The following is a 17,328-nucleotide window of genomic DNA, read 5'->3' on the forward strand; positions in this document are numbered from 1 at the left end:
TATTTGGGAATGCGTGATGAAAGTCAATCAGCAATACATTCGTTGGCAGTTCATAGAGTTATTACTGTATTGGGAGGGTGGGTTTACTAAACGGCAAATAACCGAGCAATTTGGTATTTCCCGTCAGCAAGCTCATCAAGATATTAAGGCTTATGAAGCGCAGTATTATCCTATTTCTATGGTGTCTAAAAGTCGGCATATCGTGGAAGGGGATTTTCAACCGACTCTCATGACACCTGATATTGAAATCTATTTAAATTGGTTGATGAGCCAACAATTTAACCCTTCACAACCTCAAGATTTACACCATAAAGCCACCAGTATTTCTTTGCCAAGTCGTAATGTGTCACCCGTAGTCATTCAGCGCTTAATTCAAGCTGTACGTGAACATAAACGTTTAGAAGTAAATTATATTTCTCTTTCACATCCTGATGAAGAAGGGCGAATTTTTCATCCCCACACTTTTGTTAATACTGGTCTGCGTTGGCATGTACGAGGCTATTGCGAAAAATCTCAAGGCTATCGAGATCTGGTATTAACTCGCTTTCGTGATGCCCCTGAAGTGCTCGATCAATCTCAGTATGGTTCACAACAAGATGAGGCTTGGAACACGGACGTTATAGTCATTCTGGCTCCCGATCCGCGTTTAAATACAGAAAAGCAAAATGTCCTTATTAATGATTATCAAATGATAAACGGTCAATTGGTACTCACTACACGTGCCGCTTTAGTGAACTACTTACTCAAAGCCATGCAAGTCAATACCAAGTATCTCGACGGTGTACCTGAAGCACAACAATTGGTGCTTGTAAACCGAGATGACGTAAAGCAATGGTTGTATGAATAAGTCACTCTTCGAAATGCAAAAAGTGTTAAGTGAGTTTACATGGGGAAATGAACAGTATTGTACGTAATAACCTTACTCTTTAAGTTAAAGAAAAACAGTGGGAGATAAACATGGACAATTTTAGCCCATCGGATCTAAAAGCTATCTTACATTCGAAGCGCGCCAATATTTATTATTTAGAATATTGCCGTGTGATGCAAAAAGATGGGCGTGTCTTGTATCTGACTGAATCAAGTAAAGAGAACGCGTATTTTAATATTCCTATTGCCAATACTACCGTACTGTTATTAGGTAACGGGACATCGATAACGCAAGCGGCCATGCGCATGTTGGCACAAGCAGGGGTTTTAGTTGGGTTTTCTGGTGGTGGCGGAACACCATTATATATGGGCTGCGAAATAGAATGGATGACGCCACAGAGTGAATATCGGCCAACAGAATATTTACAGGGTTGGATGGGCTTTTGGTTTGAGGATCAAAAGAGATTGGACGTTGCCAAACAATTTCAACAAGCTCGCATTGATTATTTAGAAATGGTGTGGAGTAAAAACCGTGATTTAAAAATAGAAGGCTTTGATTTTAATAGCCAAGAGATCCAAGGCTTTTTAGCCGATTTTTACCAACGAACTAATGCCGCTACAAAGCAAAGTGATTTGTTGCTCACCGAAGCCCAACTTACCAAGCGTTTATACAAATACGCCGCCAATACCACCAAACAGGAAAACTTTAAGCGCCAACACCAATCGACAGATCTAGCGAACGACTTCTTAAACCATGGTAATTACTTAGCGTATGGTTTGGCCGCTTGCACACTTTGGGTTTTAGGTATTCCTCATGGTTTTGCAGTGATGCACGGAAAAACTCGACGTGGGGCCTTGGTGTTTGATGTGGCGGATCTTATCAAAGATGCCATCGTTCTCCCTTGGGCGTTTGTGTGTGCCAAAGAGCAATCTAGCGAGCAAGAGTTTCGCCAACAAGTCTTACAAGCTTTCACCGACAATAAAGCCCTCGACTTTATGTTTAATACTGTCAAAGAAGTCGCTTTATCTCAAAAAGTGGATACGTCAACGCAAGAGGACACAACACAATGATAGTGATCCTTGTATCTCAGTGCGAGAAGAATGCCTTAAAGAAAACCCGCCGAGTGCTGGATGCTTTTGCTAACCGGATCGGTGACAACACCTGGCAAACCTTGATCACAGAAGATGGCTTATTAACCGTTAAAAAAATGCTACGTAAAACCGCAAGCCGCAGCACCGCCGTGAGTTGCCATTGGATACGTTCCCGCTCAAGAAGCCAGTTTTTGTGGGTGGTGGGAAATAAAAATAAATTTAATGAGCAGGGTGTGGTGCCTGTGAATATTACGAGAAGAAATTTGTTAAATAATGAAATAGAAAATGATTGGAAATATCTACCCTTAATAAAATCACTTGCAGGCCTTTCGGCATTACTGCATGACTGGGGGAAGGCTTCACTGTTATTTCAAGAAAAGTTGAAACCAACAAGTAAAAATAAATTCAAAGGCGATCCGCTAAGGCATGAATGGATCTCTGTATTATTGCTCAAGGCTTTAGTAAATAGTAACGATGATGAAAAGTGGTTAACTGATTTAGTACAAAATGGCTTTATTGAAAGTCAATTAAAAGACAGCCTTAAGGCCCCAAACTCTACACCATTAGATAAGCTGCCTAATGGCGCTAAACTGCTCGCTTGGTTGATTGTATCTCATCACCGTTTACCTTATATCAAGAGTGATTGGCGTGATGAAAAAGCGCCTGATTTATCTTCAATGCTTAAACGCATCACTCAAGAATGGGGGTATGAAAACACGCAAGATCTTACCGAATACAATAAACGTGTTAAGCAATGTTTTGAATTTCCAAATGGCTTGTTATCACAATCAAAACCATGGACGAAAAAAATTAAGCGCTGGGCTATTAGTTTAGTGAATAGCTTACCTTTGCTTGAGTCTGCTATACAAGATGGTAGTTATCGTTTGGTATTACATCATGCGCGTTTGTGTTTAATGCTGGGGGATCATTTCTATTCATCACAAGATGCCGCCAAAAATTGGCAGGATAGCACAGGGTTATTTGCTAATACGGATCGAGATACCAGTGAGTTAAAGCAAAAACTTGATGAACATTTAGTTGGCGTTGCTCAAAATGCTTTAAATACAGCACATCTATTACCTGCTTTTGAAAAAGAGCTTCCCATTGCAACTGATATTCAAGTGTTAAGAAAAGCCAGCTCAGATCCAAAATACAAATGGCAAGATAAAGCCGTTGTAAGAATTAATGAGTGGCAAGCACTACAGGATAAAAAAGTATCTGGTTTTTTTGCGGTGAACATGGCAAGCACAGGCTGCGGTAAAACCTTTGCTAACGCCAAAGTGATGCGTGCATTATCTAGTGATGGTAAAAGCTTACGTTATATCCTTGCACTTGGCTTACGTACCTTAACCTTGCAAACAGGTGATGAGTATCGCGATAGAATTGGTCTAACAAAAGACGATTTAGCGGTGTTAATTGGCTCAAGAGCTGTCGCCGAGCTACATAATCAACGTGAACTTAAACAAGATGAAATCAGCGAAGAAATATTTGGCTCCGAATCTAAAGAACGCTTGCTAGAGGAATTCATTGATTACGATTGTGAAATACCCGAAGAAGGGCTAAGTACGGTATTAACTTGCACTAAAGATAAACAGTTTTTATACGCACCAGTACTCGCTTGCACTATCGATCACATGATGGCAGCCACTGAAACAAAGCGTGGCGGTCGTTATATTCTTCCTAGTTTACGGTTAATGTCGTCAGACTTGGTGATAGATGAAATAGACGATTTTACTGGGAGTGATTTAATTGCTATCGGGCGGCTAATTCATTTAGCGGGCATGCTCGGTAGAAAAGTTATGATCTCATCGGCAACCATTCCTCCAGCTATAGCGCTTGGTTATTTCAATGCTTACAAAAAGGGCTGGCAGCTATTTAGTAGTAGCCGCGATGATGCGAAAGCTGAAATTGGCTGTGCGTGGATAGATGAGTTCACAACGCAAGTGTGTAGTGTAAGCGTACAACAAAGTGAAACCGCTCGTCAGCAATACCAAGAAAGCCATAATCAGTTTATTAATAAGCGAGTGGCTAAGTTAACTAAACAACTTGTAAAGCATAAAGCTGAAATAGTGGCTTGTCCTTTAGATTTGAACAGCCAATTAACGGAAGAAACAAAGCAAGCGACTTATTTTTCAACCGTTAAGCAAGCCATTTTCTCAATGCATAAACAACATCATAGTATTGATCCAAAAACACAAATAAAAGTGTCTTTTGGGGTGGTGCGGGTTGCCAATATTACGCCCTGTGTTGAGCTAACTAAACACCTTTTACAAGCTGATTACCCTGAAGATACTCAAGTAAAAGTCATGGCATACCATAGTCAGCAAGTACTATTACTTCGACATGAACAAGAAAAGCACCTAGATGCAGTGTTAAAACGTAAAGAGCAAGCCGGTGAACCACCGCAAGCATTTTCAGACGCTGTTATTCGTCAACATTTAGATTCTGCTAGCCAAAAGAGCAGTAAAACAAAAAACATCATTTTTATTTTAGTCGCAACGCCTGTTGAAGAAGTAGGGCGGGATCATGATTTTGATTGGGCAATTATAGAACCCTCATCTTATCGCTCAATTGTGCAATTGGCTGGGCGTGTGCGTCGCCATAGGGCAGAGGAAACGCAGCTCCCAAATATTGGATTAATGCAATATAACTTCAAAACTTTTCAAGCGAATGATAAACCGGGTGAAAAGTACTTTATTAGACCTGGCTATGAGGATGGTTGGGATAAAACTTTACATCATCATGATCTTACTAAGTTAGTAAATGAACAGTCTATTAGTGAAAGGTTAAACGCTATTCCACGTATAAAAATACCGACTCAAGCAGATAAGCAATTATTAGCATTCATTGAGCATCAAGTAACGGCTGCGCAACTGACAAATTTTTCAGCGTTTGGCGCAAATACCATGCAAGGCTATTTAAATGAAACGTGGTATTTAACGGCATTGCCACAAGTATTAGCACCGTTTAGAAATAGTGAGCCGAGTATTAACTTATTTTTGTTCTATAACGAGACAGAAGATTGTTGTTACTTCACTGAAAAAGATGAAGCAGGCAAACCTTTGTTAGATATTAATCATCAAGCGATCAATCGAGAAACGATAAAAAACATTAATAAAATAGAGTTAACAGAACAACAGAGAAAAAACTTATGGTTTGAACGTAATTATCAAAACTTGTTAACCAACTACCTCAGTGAGCCGTGGTTAGCTACACCTAAGCGGGTGTCATTACGTTACGGAGAAATAAATATGGTAGAACGTGAAAATGCTCAATACGAATACAACGACCAGCTTGGTTTAGTTAAAGTAAAAAAGCCTGATTAGTTTTAATCAGGCTTAGGCTGCCTATATGGCAGTGAACAAATAAATAAATCAATATGATTTCTAAGCTGCCTTTATGGCAGATACCAAAGTATAAAAAAGTAGGAAGCAAAAAGCACGATATTAAAATACTTAATTTTAAATAAATTAATCATTATGAGGTTGATCGGTTTTTGTTTTTACTTTATCGTATTTTCAAGTTGAAAATTAAGGAGATCAACAATGCTAGATCCTGCAATACAGAGTTACTTTGCTGAACGCAAAGAAGCGTGGTTAAAAAAGAATGTAAAAGCAGCAATGCAAGAGCATGAAATAAAAGAACTAGAGAAATTATGCGAGCAGCAGTTTTCATTAAACGAGTGGTTACCTAATGCTGCAAAAAGAGCTGGTCAAATATCTATATCTACTCACCCCTGCACATTCAGTCACCCAAGTGCTCGAAAAAACAAAAACGGCTATGTGTCGTCTGTTTTAGCTGAAATAGACAGAATTGAAGATGGTTTTTTAAAAACGGGTAACGTGGTTGTAACTACAGATGCATTAGGTAATGCCGCCGCATTAGATGTCTATAAATTTCTAACTTTGTCTATGCATGATGGCGTTGACTTGTTGACTCATATTCAGCAAGAAACTGAATTAGCGCAAACATTATTAACTATTCAGTCGACTAATTATCAAGAGCTGAGAAATGGTTTTTTAGCCATGATTGAAAGTGCATCAGAAAGTATTACCAGTTCTAAAATCAAACAGGTTTACTTTCCTGTTGATGATGACTACCACCAATTATCGCTTTTAACAAATTCAGGTATGGTTTATCAATTACGTTCGAGATTAGACAAGTTACGCTTTTCAGATGAGGTAAAAGAGTTGCGTGATAAAAAACGTAAAAATGAGTTTAGTGAGCAAAGTTTCAGCGAAGTTTATGGTCTAACTACAATAGGTTATGGTGGCACTAAACCGCAAAATATTAGCGTTTTAAATAATCAAAATGGAGGTAAGGCTCATCTTTTATCCTCGTTGCCACCGAGTATTGAAAAACGCAATATACATTTTCCGAGAAGTGATTTTTTTGTTGAATCGTTTAAACAATACGAATATGCCGACATCTTTAAAAGGCTACATAAATTGTTTCTGGCGGATTATAACAATATCAAAATACGTGATGCACGCGACCGTTATCTTCAACAGATCATAGATTTACTCATTGAAAAAATGTGGTCAGTGCGTGCTGTTTCACAACAATTCCACGCTGATACTTCTTCATTATCAAGTGTGCAACGTACTTGGTTACATAATGATTTAGCTAATGAAAGAGAAAAATCAGAGCAATGGTTAGATTCATTAGTGACTGAAATTTCAGCATGGTTAATCCGTAGTTACGAACAAGTATTGGCTAAGAATGCGATTAAACTTGGAGAGGCTGAGCGTCTATTTTTTGCCGAAGTTATTGAGCGTAATCGGGGGTTTTTAAAATGAGTAACATAAAGCGATTGTTATTATTGCCGCATATAAAAGTACATAACGCTAATGCCTTGTCTAGTCCATTTACCATTGGTTTTCCTGCCATGACGGCTTGGCTTGGTGCTATACACGCATTACAACGAAAATTAAACTCTCAAGGTTGTGTGAGTATCAAATTTAATAGCGTTGCCGTAATTAGCCATCAATGTGATTTACAAACCCATAAAGGCGTAGATGACTTTGTTTATTCCATTATCGGTACTGGTAACCCATTAGATAAAACCGGAGCGAGAAGTGCTTTTATTGAAGAAGCTCGTTGCCACCTAGACGTGTCATTAGTGCTTGAATACACAGGAATAGAAAAAGACGATGAACCAATTTTACAAGAAAAAATAATCCACTTACTTAATAGTACGATGAAAATGGCAGGTGGGGATATTTTAAACGTTAAAGAACCTCAGTTTTTTAAAATAGAAGAGGGAAATTCAAAAGATTTAAATAACCTAACGCGAAAACTAATGCCTGGTTACGCCATTATTGAACGGCGAGATTTAATGACAGAGGCAATGATAGCGGGACAGGACGCGATGGATGCCTTGCTAGATAATCTCGTTATTCATCACCACTGTGAAAAAAGAGCAGATGAAACGAGTGAAGAGAAAGTGGTATGGACAAGTAAACGTAAAAATAAAGGCTGGCTTGTACCTATTGCAACCGGTTTTCATGGTTTAACCGAATTAGGTGAAGCCAAGAATCAGCGTGATCCAAACACCCCGCATCGTTTCGCTGAAAGCGTTGTTACTCTTGGGGAATTTAAAATGCCACACAGCATTAAATCAATTGATGAAATATTGTGGCGTTATCAAACGGATCAAACCAATAATTTATATCTTTGTGCTCAAACTCAAAAAATCATTCAAACCGAACAAGAAATTGAAGACTCGTATTACGCATAACTTAATTTATTAAAGGAAAATTATCATGGCTAAAAATCAAGACACCGCATCAGTATTAGCATTTAAAAAAAAGCTTGTACCATCAGATGGTTATATGTATGGCACACAGTGGAATGAACGTAACAATAAAGCGTATCAAACACCGCTGAAATTAATTGAAAAATCTGTGCGTGGTACGATTTCAAATCGCTTAAAAGCGGCGATTAAAAGTGATCCTGTAAAGTTAAATGCGGAGGTAGAAAAAGCCAACTTACAAACTGTTGATAGTTGTGCACTTGCGCCAGAGCAAGACACCTTAAAGCTACACTTTACATTAAAAATACTCGGCGGCGTTCATCAACCTTCCGTGTGTAACAACGCGCTCTTTAAACAAAGTTACAGTAGTGCCGTACGTGACTACATTGGCAAAGAGGGTTTTAAAGAGTTAGGTAAACGTTATGCCTTGAACTTGGCTAATGCTCGTTTTTTATGGCGTAACCGTGTCGGTGCTGAAAATATAGAAGTACAAGTTAACGCATTAAATAAAGACAGCAAACAATCATGGATATTTGATGCAACACAATTTAGTACCCGTCACTTCAATAATGATGATCAACAGGTGATTGAATTAGGTGAGCGTATTGCGACGGCATTATCAAGCGATGATGATTTTTTAATGTTAGAAATCAATTGTTTTGCACAAGTGGGTAAAGCGCAAGAAGTCTACCCAAGCGAAGAATTAGTGCTTGATAAAGGTAAAGGTAAAAAAAGCAAGATTTTATACGATAACCAAGGAATTGCCGCTATGCATTCACAAAAAATAGGGAATGCACTTCGCAGCATCGATACTTGGTACCCAGAATTTGATGATAATGAGAAAACAGCAGGTCCAATCGCAATAGAACCTTATGGTGCAGTGACTAACTTAGGAAAGGCATACAGAACGCCAAAAGAAAAACAAGACTTTTATACTTTCTTTGATGCTTGGGCTCGTGGAGAAAAATTAAGTCGTGTTGAAGACGAGCATTACGTTATGGCGGTATTGGTGCGTGGTGGTGTATTTGGTGAAAGCGATAAATAGTTTAAATGTTTAGAGGAGAGAACATGAAATATTATCTCGATATCACTCTTTTACCGGATACTGAAATTAATCTTGGCTTTCTTTGGTTTAAAGTGTATCAGCAAATACATCTGATGCTGGTGGAAAATAAAATCGGAGAGAAGGACTCAGCTATTGGTATTTCTTTTCCGCAATACGGCTTAAATAAAGGTTTTCCGTTAGGGGATAAGTTGAGGTTGTTAGCCAGATCTGAGCAAGAGTTAACAAAGGTTGATGTGGTACGTTGGCTGTCTCGGTTAGAAGACTATGTCCATATTAAAAATATTAAACCAGTACCAGAAAAGGTTGAAAAGTTTGTTTATTTTAAACGTTGGCAACATAAGTCACCAGAAAAGTTACGCTTGAATGTGGCTAAGCGGGCGGAATATTTATCTAACAAGCATGGTTTAGATTTTGAAGAAACAAAAAACAACTTACTAAAATCCATTGAAAACTATGAAGAAAAATCGGCTTTGCCTTACATTAATCTAACTAGTTTATCGACAGATAAAATGGTTGCTCACGAACAACGAAAAAACTTTAAGTTATTCATAGAAAAACAAGTTGTTGATAAACCTAGTGAAAACAGTAAGCAATTTACATGTTATGGTTTAAGCCGCCGCAGTGTTGAAGATGGAATGACTGTACCGTGGTTTGATTGATGTAATTCAATACCAATAAAATTTGCTCTTTAAAAATAAGCTTTAAAAACACGGGGTTACAATAGGGTGATATTTATAAGGTAAAAATGGTTATTTTTATCTATCTTCCTGTTGTAACTTATTTTTTGGTTGTTATTCTATTGTTCACTGCCTCCCAGGCAGCTTAGAAAGTTAATCCCGACCAATTGAGTTAAAAAACTTAGTTCACTGCCTCCCAGGCAGCTTAGAAAAATTAGGTGCATTATTTGCGCTTAGTGAAGATGTTCACTGCCTCCCAGGCAGCTTAGAAATTTGAAGATATTGAACCCATGAACATTTCATGGTTCACTGCCTCCCAGGCAGCTTAGAAATGATTGGTATCCGGATTTTTATCAACGAATTTGTTCACTGCCTCCCAGGCAGCTTAGAAATTTTTCACCAAGTGCAAACAATGCGCCTAATTGTTCACTGCCTCCCAGGCAGCTTAGAAAAATAGGTAAACAGTTCATAGAACTGTTACCTGGTTCACTGCCTCCCAGGCAGCTTAGAAATTACTTGGCAGTTGAATATTCTAAGCATGATCGTTCACTGCCTCCCAGGCAGCTTAGAAATCAATAAAAACTTGGCGTTGAGGCTTATCAATGTTCACTGCCTCCCAGGCAGCTTAGAAAATAAGCAAATTGAATAGATTCGAGCTGTAATTGTTCACTGCCTCCCAGGCAGCTTAGAAAGTTCTTTAGGGGAGCTAATACCTCCCCTTTTTGTTCACTGCCTCCCAGGCAGCTTAGAAATAATATGCTTGTTATGGATAGGGAGCGCGGATGTTCACTGCCTCCCAGGCAGCTTAGAAATGTTGAGCCTTCCATTGTTAAGCTTTATCGTTGTTCACTGCCTCCCAGGCAGCTTAGAAAATGAGTATAATAGGGCGGCAACACTGAATAGGGTTCACTGCCTCCCAGGCAGCTTAGAAATATACCGTAGCGTTGAGCATCGGAAACAACAGGTTCACTGCCTCCCAGGCAGCTTAGAAAAGCCCCCCCAACTTCAACATTCAAATCTTTTTGTTCACTGCCTCCCAGGCAGCTTAGAAAAATCAGCAAAACGGTCAACCAACTTCACAGACGTTCACTGCCTCCCAGGCAGCTTAGAAATGTTGAGTTTGCAGAGATTGGAATATTGAAGGGTTCACTGCCTCCCAGGCAGCTTAGAAAACGCACAATATTGAACGCATCTTTACGCTCTGGTTCACTGCCTCCCAGGCAGCTTAGAAATTTAGGCGTTGTTACCATGTTCAAAAAACGAGGTTCACTGCCTCCCAGGCAGCTTAGAAAGTCAAAGCTCATATATTGCTTGCCGTCTTTAAGTTCACTGCCTCCCAGGCAGCTTAGAAAACAGGAGCACAGAAAGATGCGTACTCTCGCTTGTTCACTGCCTCCCAGGCAGCTTAGAAATTGCGAATGTTCGCAACCAATAACAACTACTTGTTCACTGCCTCCCAGGCAGCTTAGAAATATGTTGTCGGCAACATCGAGCATCACATCACGTTCACTGCCTCCCAGGCAGCTTAGAAACCAGCAGAACGCGCTGCACGTTACCGCAAAAAGTTCACTGCCTCCTAGGCAGCTTAGAAAAATGGCGCAATTGAACAAATGATTGCCACTAAGTTCACTGCCTCCCAGGCAGCTTAGAAATGATGGGACTTCACGATCAGAAGCCTTATTCAGTTCACTGCCTCCCAGGCAGCTTAGAAAATCAATGACTTGCGCATAGGTTTGCACATACAGTTCACTGCCTCCCAGGCAGCTTAGAAATTGCCCTTCGGTTAGTTCAGGCTTGTAATCACGTTCACTGCCTCCCAGGCAGCTTAGAAACACACGCACCGGAATGCCAAACACTTCCGCAAGTTCACTGCCTCCCAGGCAGCTTAGAAATATATGAAGCTTAGGAAGTGGAAGTCTTAATTGTTCACTGCCTCCCAGGCAGCTTAGAAACACCCTGAAAACTGGCAAACCTCAGCTTTCACGTTCACTGCCTCCCAGGCAGCTTAGAAATAATATGCTTGTTATGGATAGAGAGCGCGGATGTTCACTGCCTCCCAGGCAGCTTAGAAATCCGTGTGCTAACTTGCCGTCGATAGTGTATGGTTCACTGCCTCCCAGGCAGCTTAGAAATTGCAAAGCTGGAATAAGTATAGCTGGCATAAGTTCACTGCCTCCCAGGCAGCTTAGAAAGTGCAAGCATTCCAAGAAGTTAAGTATAAAAAGTTCACTGCCTCCCAGGCAGCTTAGAAAAAGCACTCCAAGTGATACGAATAACGCTTATTGTTCACTGCCTCCCAGGCAGCTTAGAAAACACAGCATATAATCATAAGTAAAGGCTTGTAGTTCACTGCCTCCCAGGCAGCTTAGAAATTGTGGAACAGAAGAACAAAAACCGCCTTTAAGTTCACTGCCTCCCAGGCAGCTTAGAAAGGGGATTTCATCAATACCACCGTGCGCAACACGTTCACTGCCTCCCAGGCAGCTTAGAAAATCGCCTGTTGTGTGTTTTTAGTGTGTTACCAGTTCACTGCCTCCCAGGCAGCTTAGAAAACCAAATCGGTGCAGCTATGTGTGAACTGATCGTTCACTGCCGCATAGGCAGCTTAGAAAAGAGTCGAATGCAACAAAGACACGCCACGGTTGTTCACTGCCGCATAGGCAGCTTAGAAAGAAGAACGTGGCGATGACGAATACATCAAACGGTTCACTGCCGCATAGGCAGCTTATAAAGAAGCGAGATGTAAAGAGGAAAATATATGGAAAGTATTTTGATGTGAGGCTGGGTGATTTTTCTTGTTTATCTCAAACAACAAAAAAGTGAGCGCCTCTCAGTGCTCACTTTTTCTCATTTTATTTTCCCTTAAACCCTTATTGATAATTCTCAATACTTGGGCAAGAGCACACTAGGTTTCGGTCACCGTAGACGTTATCGACACGGTTGACGGTTGGCCAGTATTTGGCAGCTTTCGCTTGTGCTGATGGGAAGCAAGCCTCTTCACGAGTGTATGGGTGATCCCATTTGGCACTCATTAAATCAACTTGGGTGTGTGGTGCGTTCACCAACGGGTTATTGTCGAGTGGCCATTCACCTTGTTGTACTTTGTCCATCTCTTGGCGAATTGCGATCATGGCGTCACAGAAGCGGTCGAGTTCGGCTTTGTCTTCAGACTCGGTTGGCTCGACCATTAATGTGCCGGCAACTGGGAATGACATGGTTGGCGCGTGGAAACCGTAGTCCATTAAACGCTTAGCAATGTCTTCTTCGCTGATGCCGGTTGCTTCTTTGAGTGGGCGAATGTCAATAATACATTCATGCGCTACGCGACCGTTGTGACCACGGTACAGCACTGGGTAGTGAGGACGCAGGCGTTCCATGATGTAGTTGGCATTTAAAATCGCAATCTTGGTGGCTTCGGTGAGCCCTTGGCCGCCCATCATGGTGATGTAAGCCCATGAGATTGGCAGAATAGAGGCACTACCTAGATCCGCCGCTGATACAGCGTAGTCTTTGCCGATAACGCCATTTTGAATGTGTCCTGGTAGGAAAGGTGCAAGATGCGATTTCACACCAATTGGTCCCATGCCTGGGCCGCCGCCGCCATGTGGAATACAGAAAGTTTTGTGTAGGTTTAAGTGCGATACATCACCGCCAATCACGCCGGGGTTGGTTAAGCCAACTTGTGCGTTCATGTTTGCACCATCTAAGTAAACTTGACCGCCAGCAGCATGCACCATGTCACATACTTTTTGCACTTGTTCTTCATACACACCGTGAGTCGATGGGTAGGTGATCATAATGCTGGAAAGGTGGCTGTGGTGTTTGTCGATTTTCGCCGCCAGATCTTGCAAGTCAATGTTGCCGTATTCATCACACATCACGACCACGACTTTCATTGAAACCATGGAGGCGGTGGCTGGGTTAGTGCCGTGTGCCGAACTTGGGATCAAACACACATTACGATGACCTTCGCCACGGCTTTGGTGATAGCGTTGAATCGCGATCAAGCCAGCATATTCACCAGAAGCACCTGAGTTAGGTTGCAATGAAAATTCATCATAGCCGGTGATTTCACATAATTGCTTTTTCAATGAATCAGCAAGGGCCGTGTAGCCGGTGGCTTGCTCCATAGGCGCGAATGGGTGGATGGAACCAAACTCAGGCCAAGTGATCGGGATCATTTCTGCGGCGGCATTGAGTTTCATCGTACAGCTACCCAGTGGGATCATGCCGTGGGTTAATGAGAAATCTTTGTTTTCCAGTTTCTTCAAGTAGCGCATCATTTGGGTTTCGCTGCGGTAGGTATTGAAGACCGGGTGAGTTAAAAATTCGGAGGTGCGTTGGCAAGCCACTGGAATGGCTGCAAATTCGTTAGCGGCGATGTCGCTTGAATACGCATCAACACTTCCTTCGATGGAGAAGATTGCAAACAGCGCGGTCATGTCTTCGGCTTTGGTGGTTTCATCAAGGCTGATACCAATCTTATCGTCGAATTTACGTAGGTTAATGCCGGCTTGTTGTGCGGCTTGGTATAAATGCTCAGTTTGCTCTTGGCTATCAATGGTAATGGTATCAAAGAAAGTCTCATGCACCAGTTTGTAGCCGGCAGAGGTTAAGCCCGCTGCTAAAATAGCCGTAAAATGATGGGTACGACGAGCAATAGTTCGTAACCCTTGTGCGCCATGATATACCGCGTAGAACGAGGCCATGTTGGCGAGCAGCGCTTGCGCAGTACAAATGTTGGAGGTGGCTTTTTCGCGGCGAATATGTTGCTCACGAGTTTGCATCGCCATACGAAGGGCCTGATTGCCTTTGCTGTCAATTGAGACACCAATCACGCGGCCCGGCATCGTACGTTTGTGTTTTTCACGTGTTGCCATAAATGCTGCGTGTGGGCCACCGTAACCCATAGGCACACCGAAACGTTGCGCAGAGCCAATCACCACATCCGCGCCCATTTCACCCGCAGGTTTTAACAAGGTTGAAGCGAGTAGGTCGGTTGCGACGGTGACCAATGTTTTATTGGCTTGGGCTGCGGCAATAATGTCGGTTAAATCACGCACTTCACCCGTGGTGCTTGGATATTGCAAGAGCGCACCAAATACGTCTTGTTGCGGCAGGCTGTCCATGTCGCCAACCAGTACCTCAAAGCCGATAAATTCTGCTCGGGTTTTCACGACTTCGATGGTTTGTGGGTGTACATCATCTGCCACAAAGAAGACATTACTTTTACTCTTGCCGGCACGTTTGCACAGCGTCATTGCTTCACCGGCCGCCGTGGCTTCATCCAGCAGTGAGGCGTTGGCAATGTCCATTCCGGTTAGGTCGATCACCATTTGTTGATAATTCAACAAGGACTCCAAACGACCTTGTGAAATCTCTGGCTGATAAGGGGTATAAGCCGTGTACCAACCTGGGTTTTCAAGCACGTTACGTAAGATGACGTTGGGCGTGAAATTGTTGTAATAACCTTGGCCAATGAAGGTGCGTTGCACGGTATTCATGTCTGCAAAGGTTTTGATTTTGGCGAGCATGTCCGCTTCGCTCATCGGCGCATCGAGTGACATGGCATTGTCTAAGCGGATTTTAGCGGGAACGGTTTGTTCGATTAAGTGATCAAGAGAATCCGCTTTGCTCTCACTGAGTGAATTAATGATGTCGAGCATGGCTTGTTGCTCGGTGTGGCTTGGGCCATTGTGACGGCCGATAAACTCTTGGCTGTTACTTAACTCATTGATTAGATTTGTCATAGTGTTACCTGAACTAAATGAAAAGCCAGCGAATGGCTGACTTTGTAGGCGGTGATAGGTTCTCGGGCGCTACGCTGTTCGTTTCTCGAGTGACGAGTAGCGAAGCGGCCTAGCCACGAGTTTCTAAAAAAGCTGTCATTCCATACATGAGCCTAAGCGAGAAGAGTCGGAATCTCCTAAGGTGCTGACTCTCAATCCTTTGCTGGATCTCAATGCTTTATGAGATCCTAAACAGCGCTCCTACGTCACTTTTCAGGATGACGTTTTCAATTGTTATCAATTAGTTTGCTTTTTCTCGAAACTCGGAGCGAAGCGTACTCGCACCTATCTTTTAATCTTCTTCAATACTCGCAAGATACTCTTCTGCATCTTGTAGATCGTTTAATTCAGAAGGATCGTCTAGCTTCACTTTGACAATCCAGCCACCTTCGTATGACTCGCTATTAATCAATTCAGGGCTGTCTTCTAGTTCTTCGTTGATTTCAACAATTTCGCCAGTAACAGGAGCATAAATGTCAGACGCTGCTTTTACCGACTCAACAAGAGAAAAGCTATCGCCTGCATCAATGGTGTCACCCACTTCTGGTAGATCAACAAACACCACATCGCCCAACATTTCTTGTGCATGTTCAGAAATGCCAATGGTGACAGTGCCATCGCCGTTATCGCGAACCCATTCGTGGCTAGTGGTAAATTTTAGAGTCATGTCCATTCTGTTTACTCCTAAAAAGAGAAAGTTGTTCTAATCAATGAGTGGCTACGCAATCGTTTGCTTGTGGGCTTAAAAAACGAAAGCATTTTCCAGTTTATACCCTTGGTATTAAGTTGCCTCTTTTTCGACGGCATTGATTGCCTCAATCATATAGGCGCGCTAGCCGCTTCGATGCAACTCCAATGACTTTGGGTAAAATCATTGAGTGTGAAATTCCAAAAAATCGCCATTATTAAGTGCCAACCGTTAAGCTAATCGTTAGCGGGTTAGCCGTCTTGTGGCTTGGTGTGACATGGAAAATCCTCAGCCACCCCAAATAAGATTCTATTAACATACTTTTCATAAGTTGATTATTCAACCAAAAGTTTCCTATAAGAAACAAGATTTCCATTTTTGTTATCTACCGCACCTTTTAGGAAATGGTTTCCCTTTAATCTGTCACTTTGAATAGGTAAGATGCAGAAAGCAATCGTTTGCTTTGGTGTAATTAGTAACTTTGAGCGAAAAAAGAAAAATAACACTCAATTGCCAATTAACAGAGTTAAGCAACCTAAAGAATGGATTAGCAGTCAATCATTGTGGATAGGGATAGCATACGATAGGGGATGTCGGTGAATTTAGAAGCTAAAAACAAAAGCAATTTATTAACAAATACGCAACCCATGAATTTTCAATCGGACGATCCAGACCAATCTCTCACACCACTTAATCTTGGTCAGCGTTTAAAAGATATCCGTTTACAAATGGGCTTGACCTTGGAAGAAGCCAGTAAGCGTACCGGGTTAGCGCGTTCCACGTTATCTAAAATTGAGAATGAGCAAATCTCACCTACGTTTCAAGCGTTACAAAAGCTCGCAACCGGGTTGGATATGCCGATCCCACAAATTTTTGAGCCGCCAAAACAGCCCAGTGCCGTCGGGCGCAGAGACATTACCCGTGCTGGGGAAGGTAAGCCACACCCAACCACGACTTATGAACATGAATTGCTCGCGACTCAATTATCTAATAAAAAAATGGTGCCGTTTAAAAGCCGCATTCGTTCACGTTGTTTTGAGGATTACCAAGATTGGATTCGCCATGATGGTGAAGAGTTTTTGCTGGTACTTGAAGGTGATGTTCGTTTTTATTCTGAATTTTATCAACCGGTTGAACTAAAACAGGGCGACAGTGTGTATTACGATGCCAGTATGGGGCATACCTTAATTTCCGTCAGTGAAGAAGATGCGCTGATTTTATGGGTAACCGCGAAATAATCTCGTTATAAAAAACGGCTTATCAAAAAGTGGCCGACAAAAAAGATAGGATTTGTTGAATGTTTGTTATCAATTCGAGGGTGTTTTCACATTTTTGCAATTGAAACTGGGTGTGATGATTTTTCATGCTTATGATGAAGTTATTCAGAACATGCG

General features: G+C 41.7%; 10 protein-coding genes and 1 CRISPR repeat array. Of the genes, 8 read left to right on the forward strand and 2 right to left on the reverse strand.

The annotated features are described in order from the left end of the window. The first annotated feature begins 16 nt into the window (after positions 1 to 16). From VCA1004_RS11585 to cas6f, 7 genes are all read left to right on the forward strand, one after another. Positions 17 to 847 carry a helix-turn-helix transcriptional regulator gene (locus VCA1004_RS11585; protein ID WP_086981308.1) on the forward strand — a complete coding sequence of 277 codons (831 nt, stop codon included), beginning with the start codon at positions 17 to 19 and terminating at the stop codon, positions 845 to 847. Between the two features lie 110 nt (positions 848 to 957). Next, on the forward strand, positions 958 to 1,938 hold the full coding sequence (gene cas1f / locus VCA1004_RS11590; RefSeq protein ID WP_086981309.1) for a type I-F CRISPR-associated endonuclease Cas1f: 981 nt from the start codon (positions 958 to 960) through the stop codon (positions 1,936 to 1,938). Further along, complete coding sequence (gene cas3f, locus VCA1004_RS11595; protein ID WP_086981310.1) at positions 1,935 to 5,285, forward strand: type I-F CRISPR-associated helicase Cas3f; 3,351 nt, start codon at positions 1,935 to 1,937, stop codon at positions 5,283 to 5,285. The genes cas1f and cas3f overlap by 4 nt, the downstream gene beginning before the upstream one ends. Before the next feature lie 219 nt (positions 5,286 to 5,504). Continuing rightward, positions 5,505 to 6,758, forward strand: a complete 1,254-nt coding sequence (gene csy1, locus VCA1004_RS11600) for a type I-F CRISPR-associated protein Csy1 (RefSeq protein ID WP_086981311.1) — start codon at positions 5,505 to 5,507, stop codon at positions 6,756 to 6,758. Beyond that, positions 6,755 to 7,699: a type I-F CRISPR-associated protein Csy2 gene (gene csy2, locus VCA1004_RS11605; RefSeq protein WP_126000536.1), complete on the forward strand. Its 945-nt coding sequence runs from the start codon at positions 6,755 to 6,757 to the stop codon at positions 7,697 to 7,699. The genes csy1 and csy2 overlap by 4 nt, the downstream gene beginning before the upstream one ends. 25 nt (positions 7,700 to 7,724) lie before the next feature. Then, entirely contained in the window at positions 7,725 to 8,759 is a 1,035-nt protein-coding gene (gene csy3 / locus VCA1004_RS11610) for a type I-F CRISPR-associated protein Csy3 (protein ID WP_086981313.1), read from the forward strand. Between the two features lie 23 nt (positions 8,760 to 8,782). After that, positions 8,783 to 9,439: a type I-F CRISPR-associated endoribonuclease Cas6/Csy4 gene (cas6f, locus tag VCA1004_RS11615; RefSeq protein WP_086981314.1), complete on the forward strand. Its 657-nt coding sequence runs from the start codon at positions 8,783 to 8,785 to the stop codon at positions 9,437 to 9,439. Between the two features lie 142 nt (positions 9,440 to 9,581). Then, positions 9,582 to 12,189: direct repeats of the CRISPR family, unit length 28 nt; unit sequence GTTCACTGCCTCCCAGGCAGCTTAGAAA. A 138-nt stretch (positions 12,190 to 12,327) separates the two neighbouring features. Here the strand turns inward: cas6f and gcvP are convergent. Next, complete coding sequence (gcvP, locus tag VCA1004_RS11620) at positions 12,328 to 15,207, reverse strand: aminomethyl-transferring glycine dehydrogenase (RefSeq protein ID WP_086981315.1); 2,880 nt, start codon at positions 15,205 to 15,207, stop codon at positions 12,328 to 12,330. Between the two features lie 331 nt (positions 15,208 to 15,538). Then, positions 15,539 to 15,919: a glycine cleavage system protein GcvH gene (gene gcvH, locus VCA1004_RS11625; RefSeq protein ID WP_086981316.1), complete on the reverse strand. Its 381-nt coding sequence runs from the start codon at positions 15,917 to 15,919 to the stop codon at positions 15,539 to 15,541. Between the two features lie 662 nt (positions 15,920 to 16,581). On the opposite strand from gcvH, the gene VCA1004_RS11630 reads away from it, so the two are divergent. Beyond that, entirely contained in the window at positions 16,582 to 17,172 is a 591-nt protein-coding gene (locus tag VCA1004_RS11630) for a helix-turn-helix domain-containing protein (RefSeq protein ID WP_086981421.1), read from the forward strand. Positions 17,173 to 17,328 lie beyond the last annotated feature (156 nt).

This window comes from Vibrio aphrogenes (genome assembly GCF_002157735.2).
GTDB lineage: Bacteria > Pseudomonadota > Gammaproteobacteria > Enterobacterales > Vibrionaceae > Vibrio > Vibrio aphrogenes.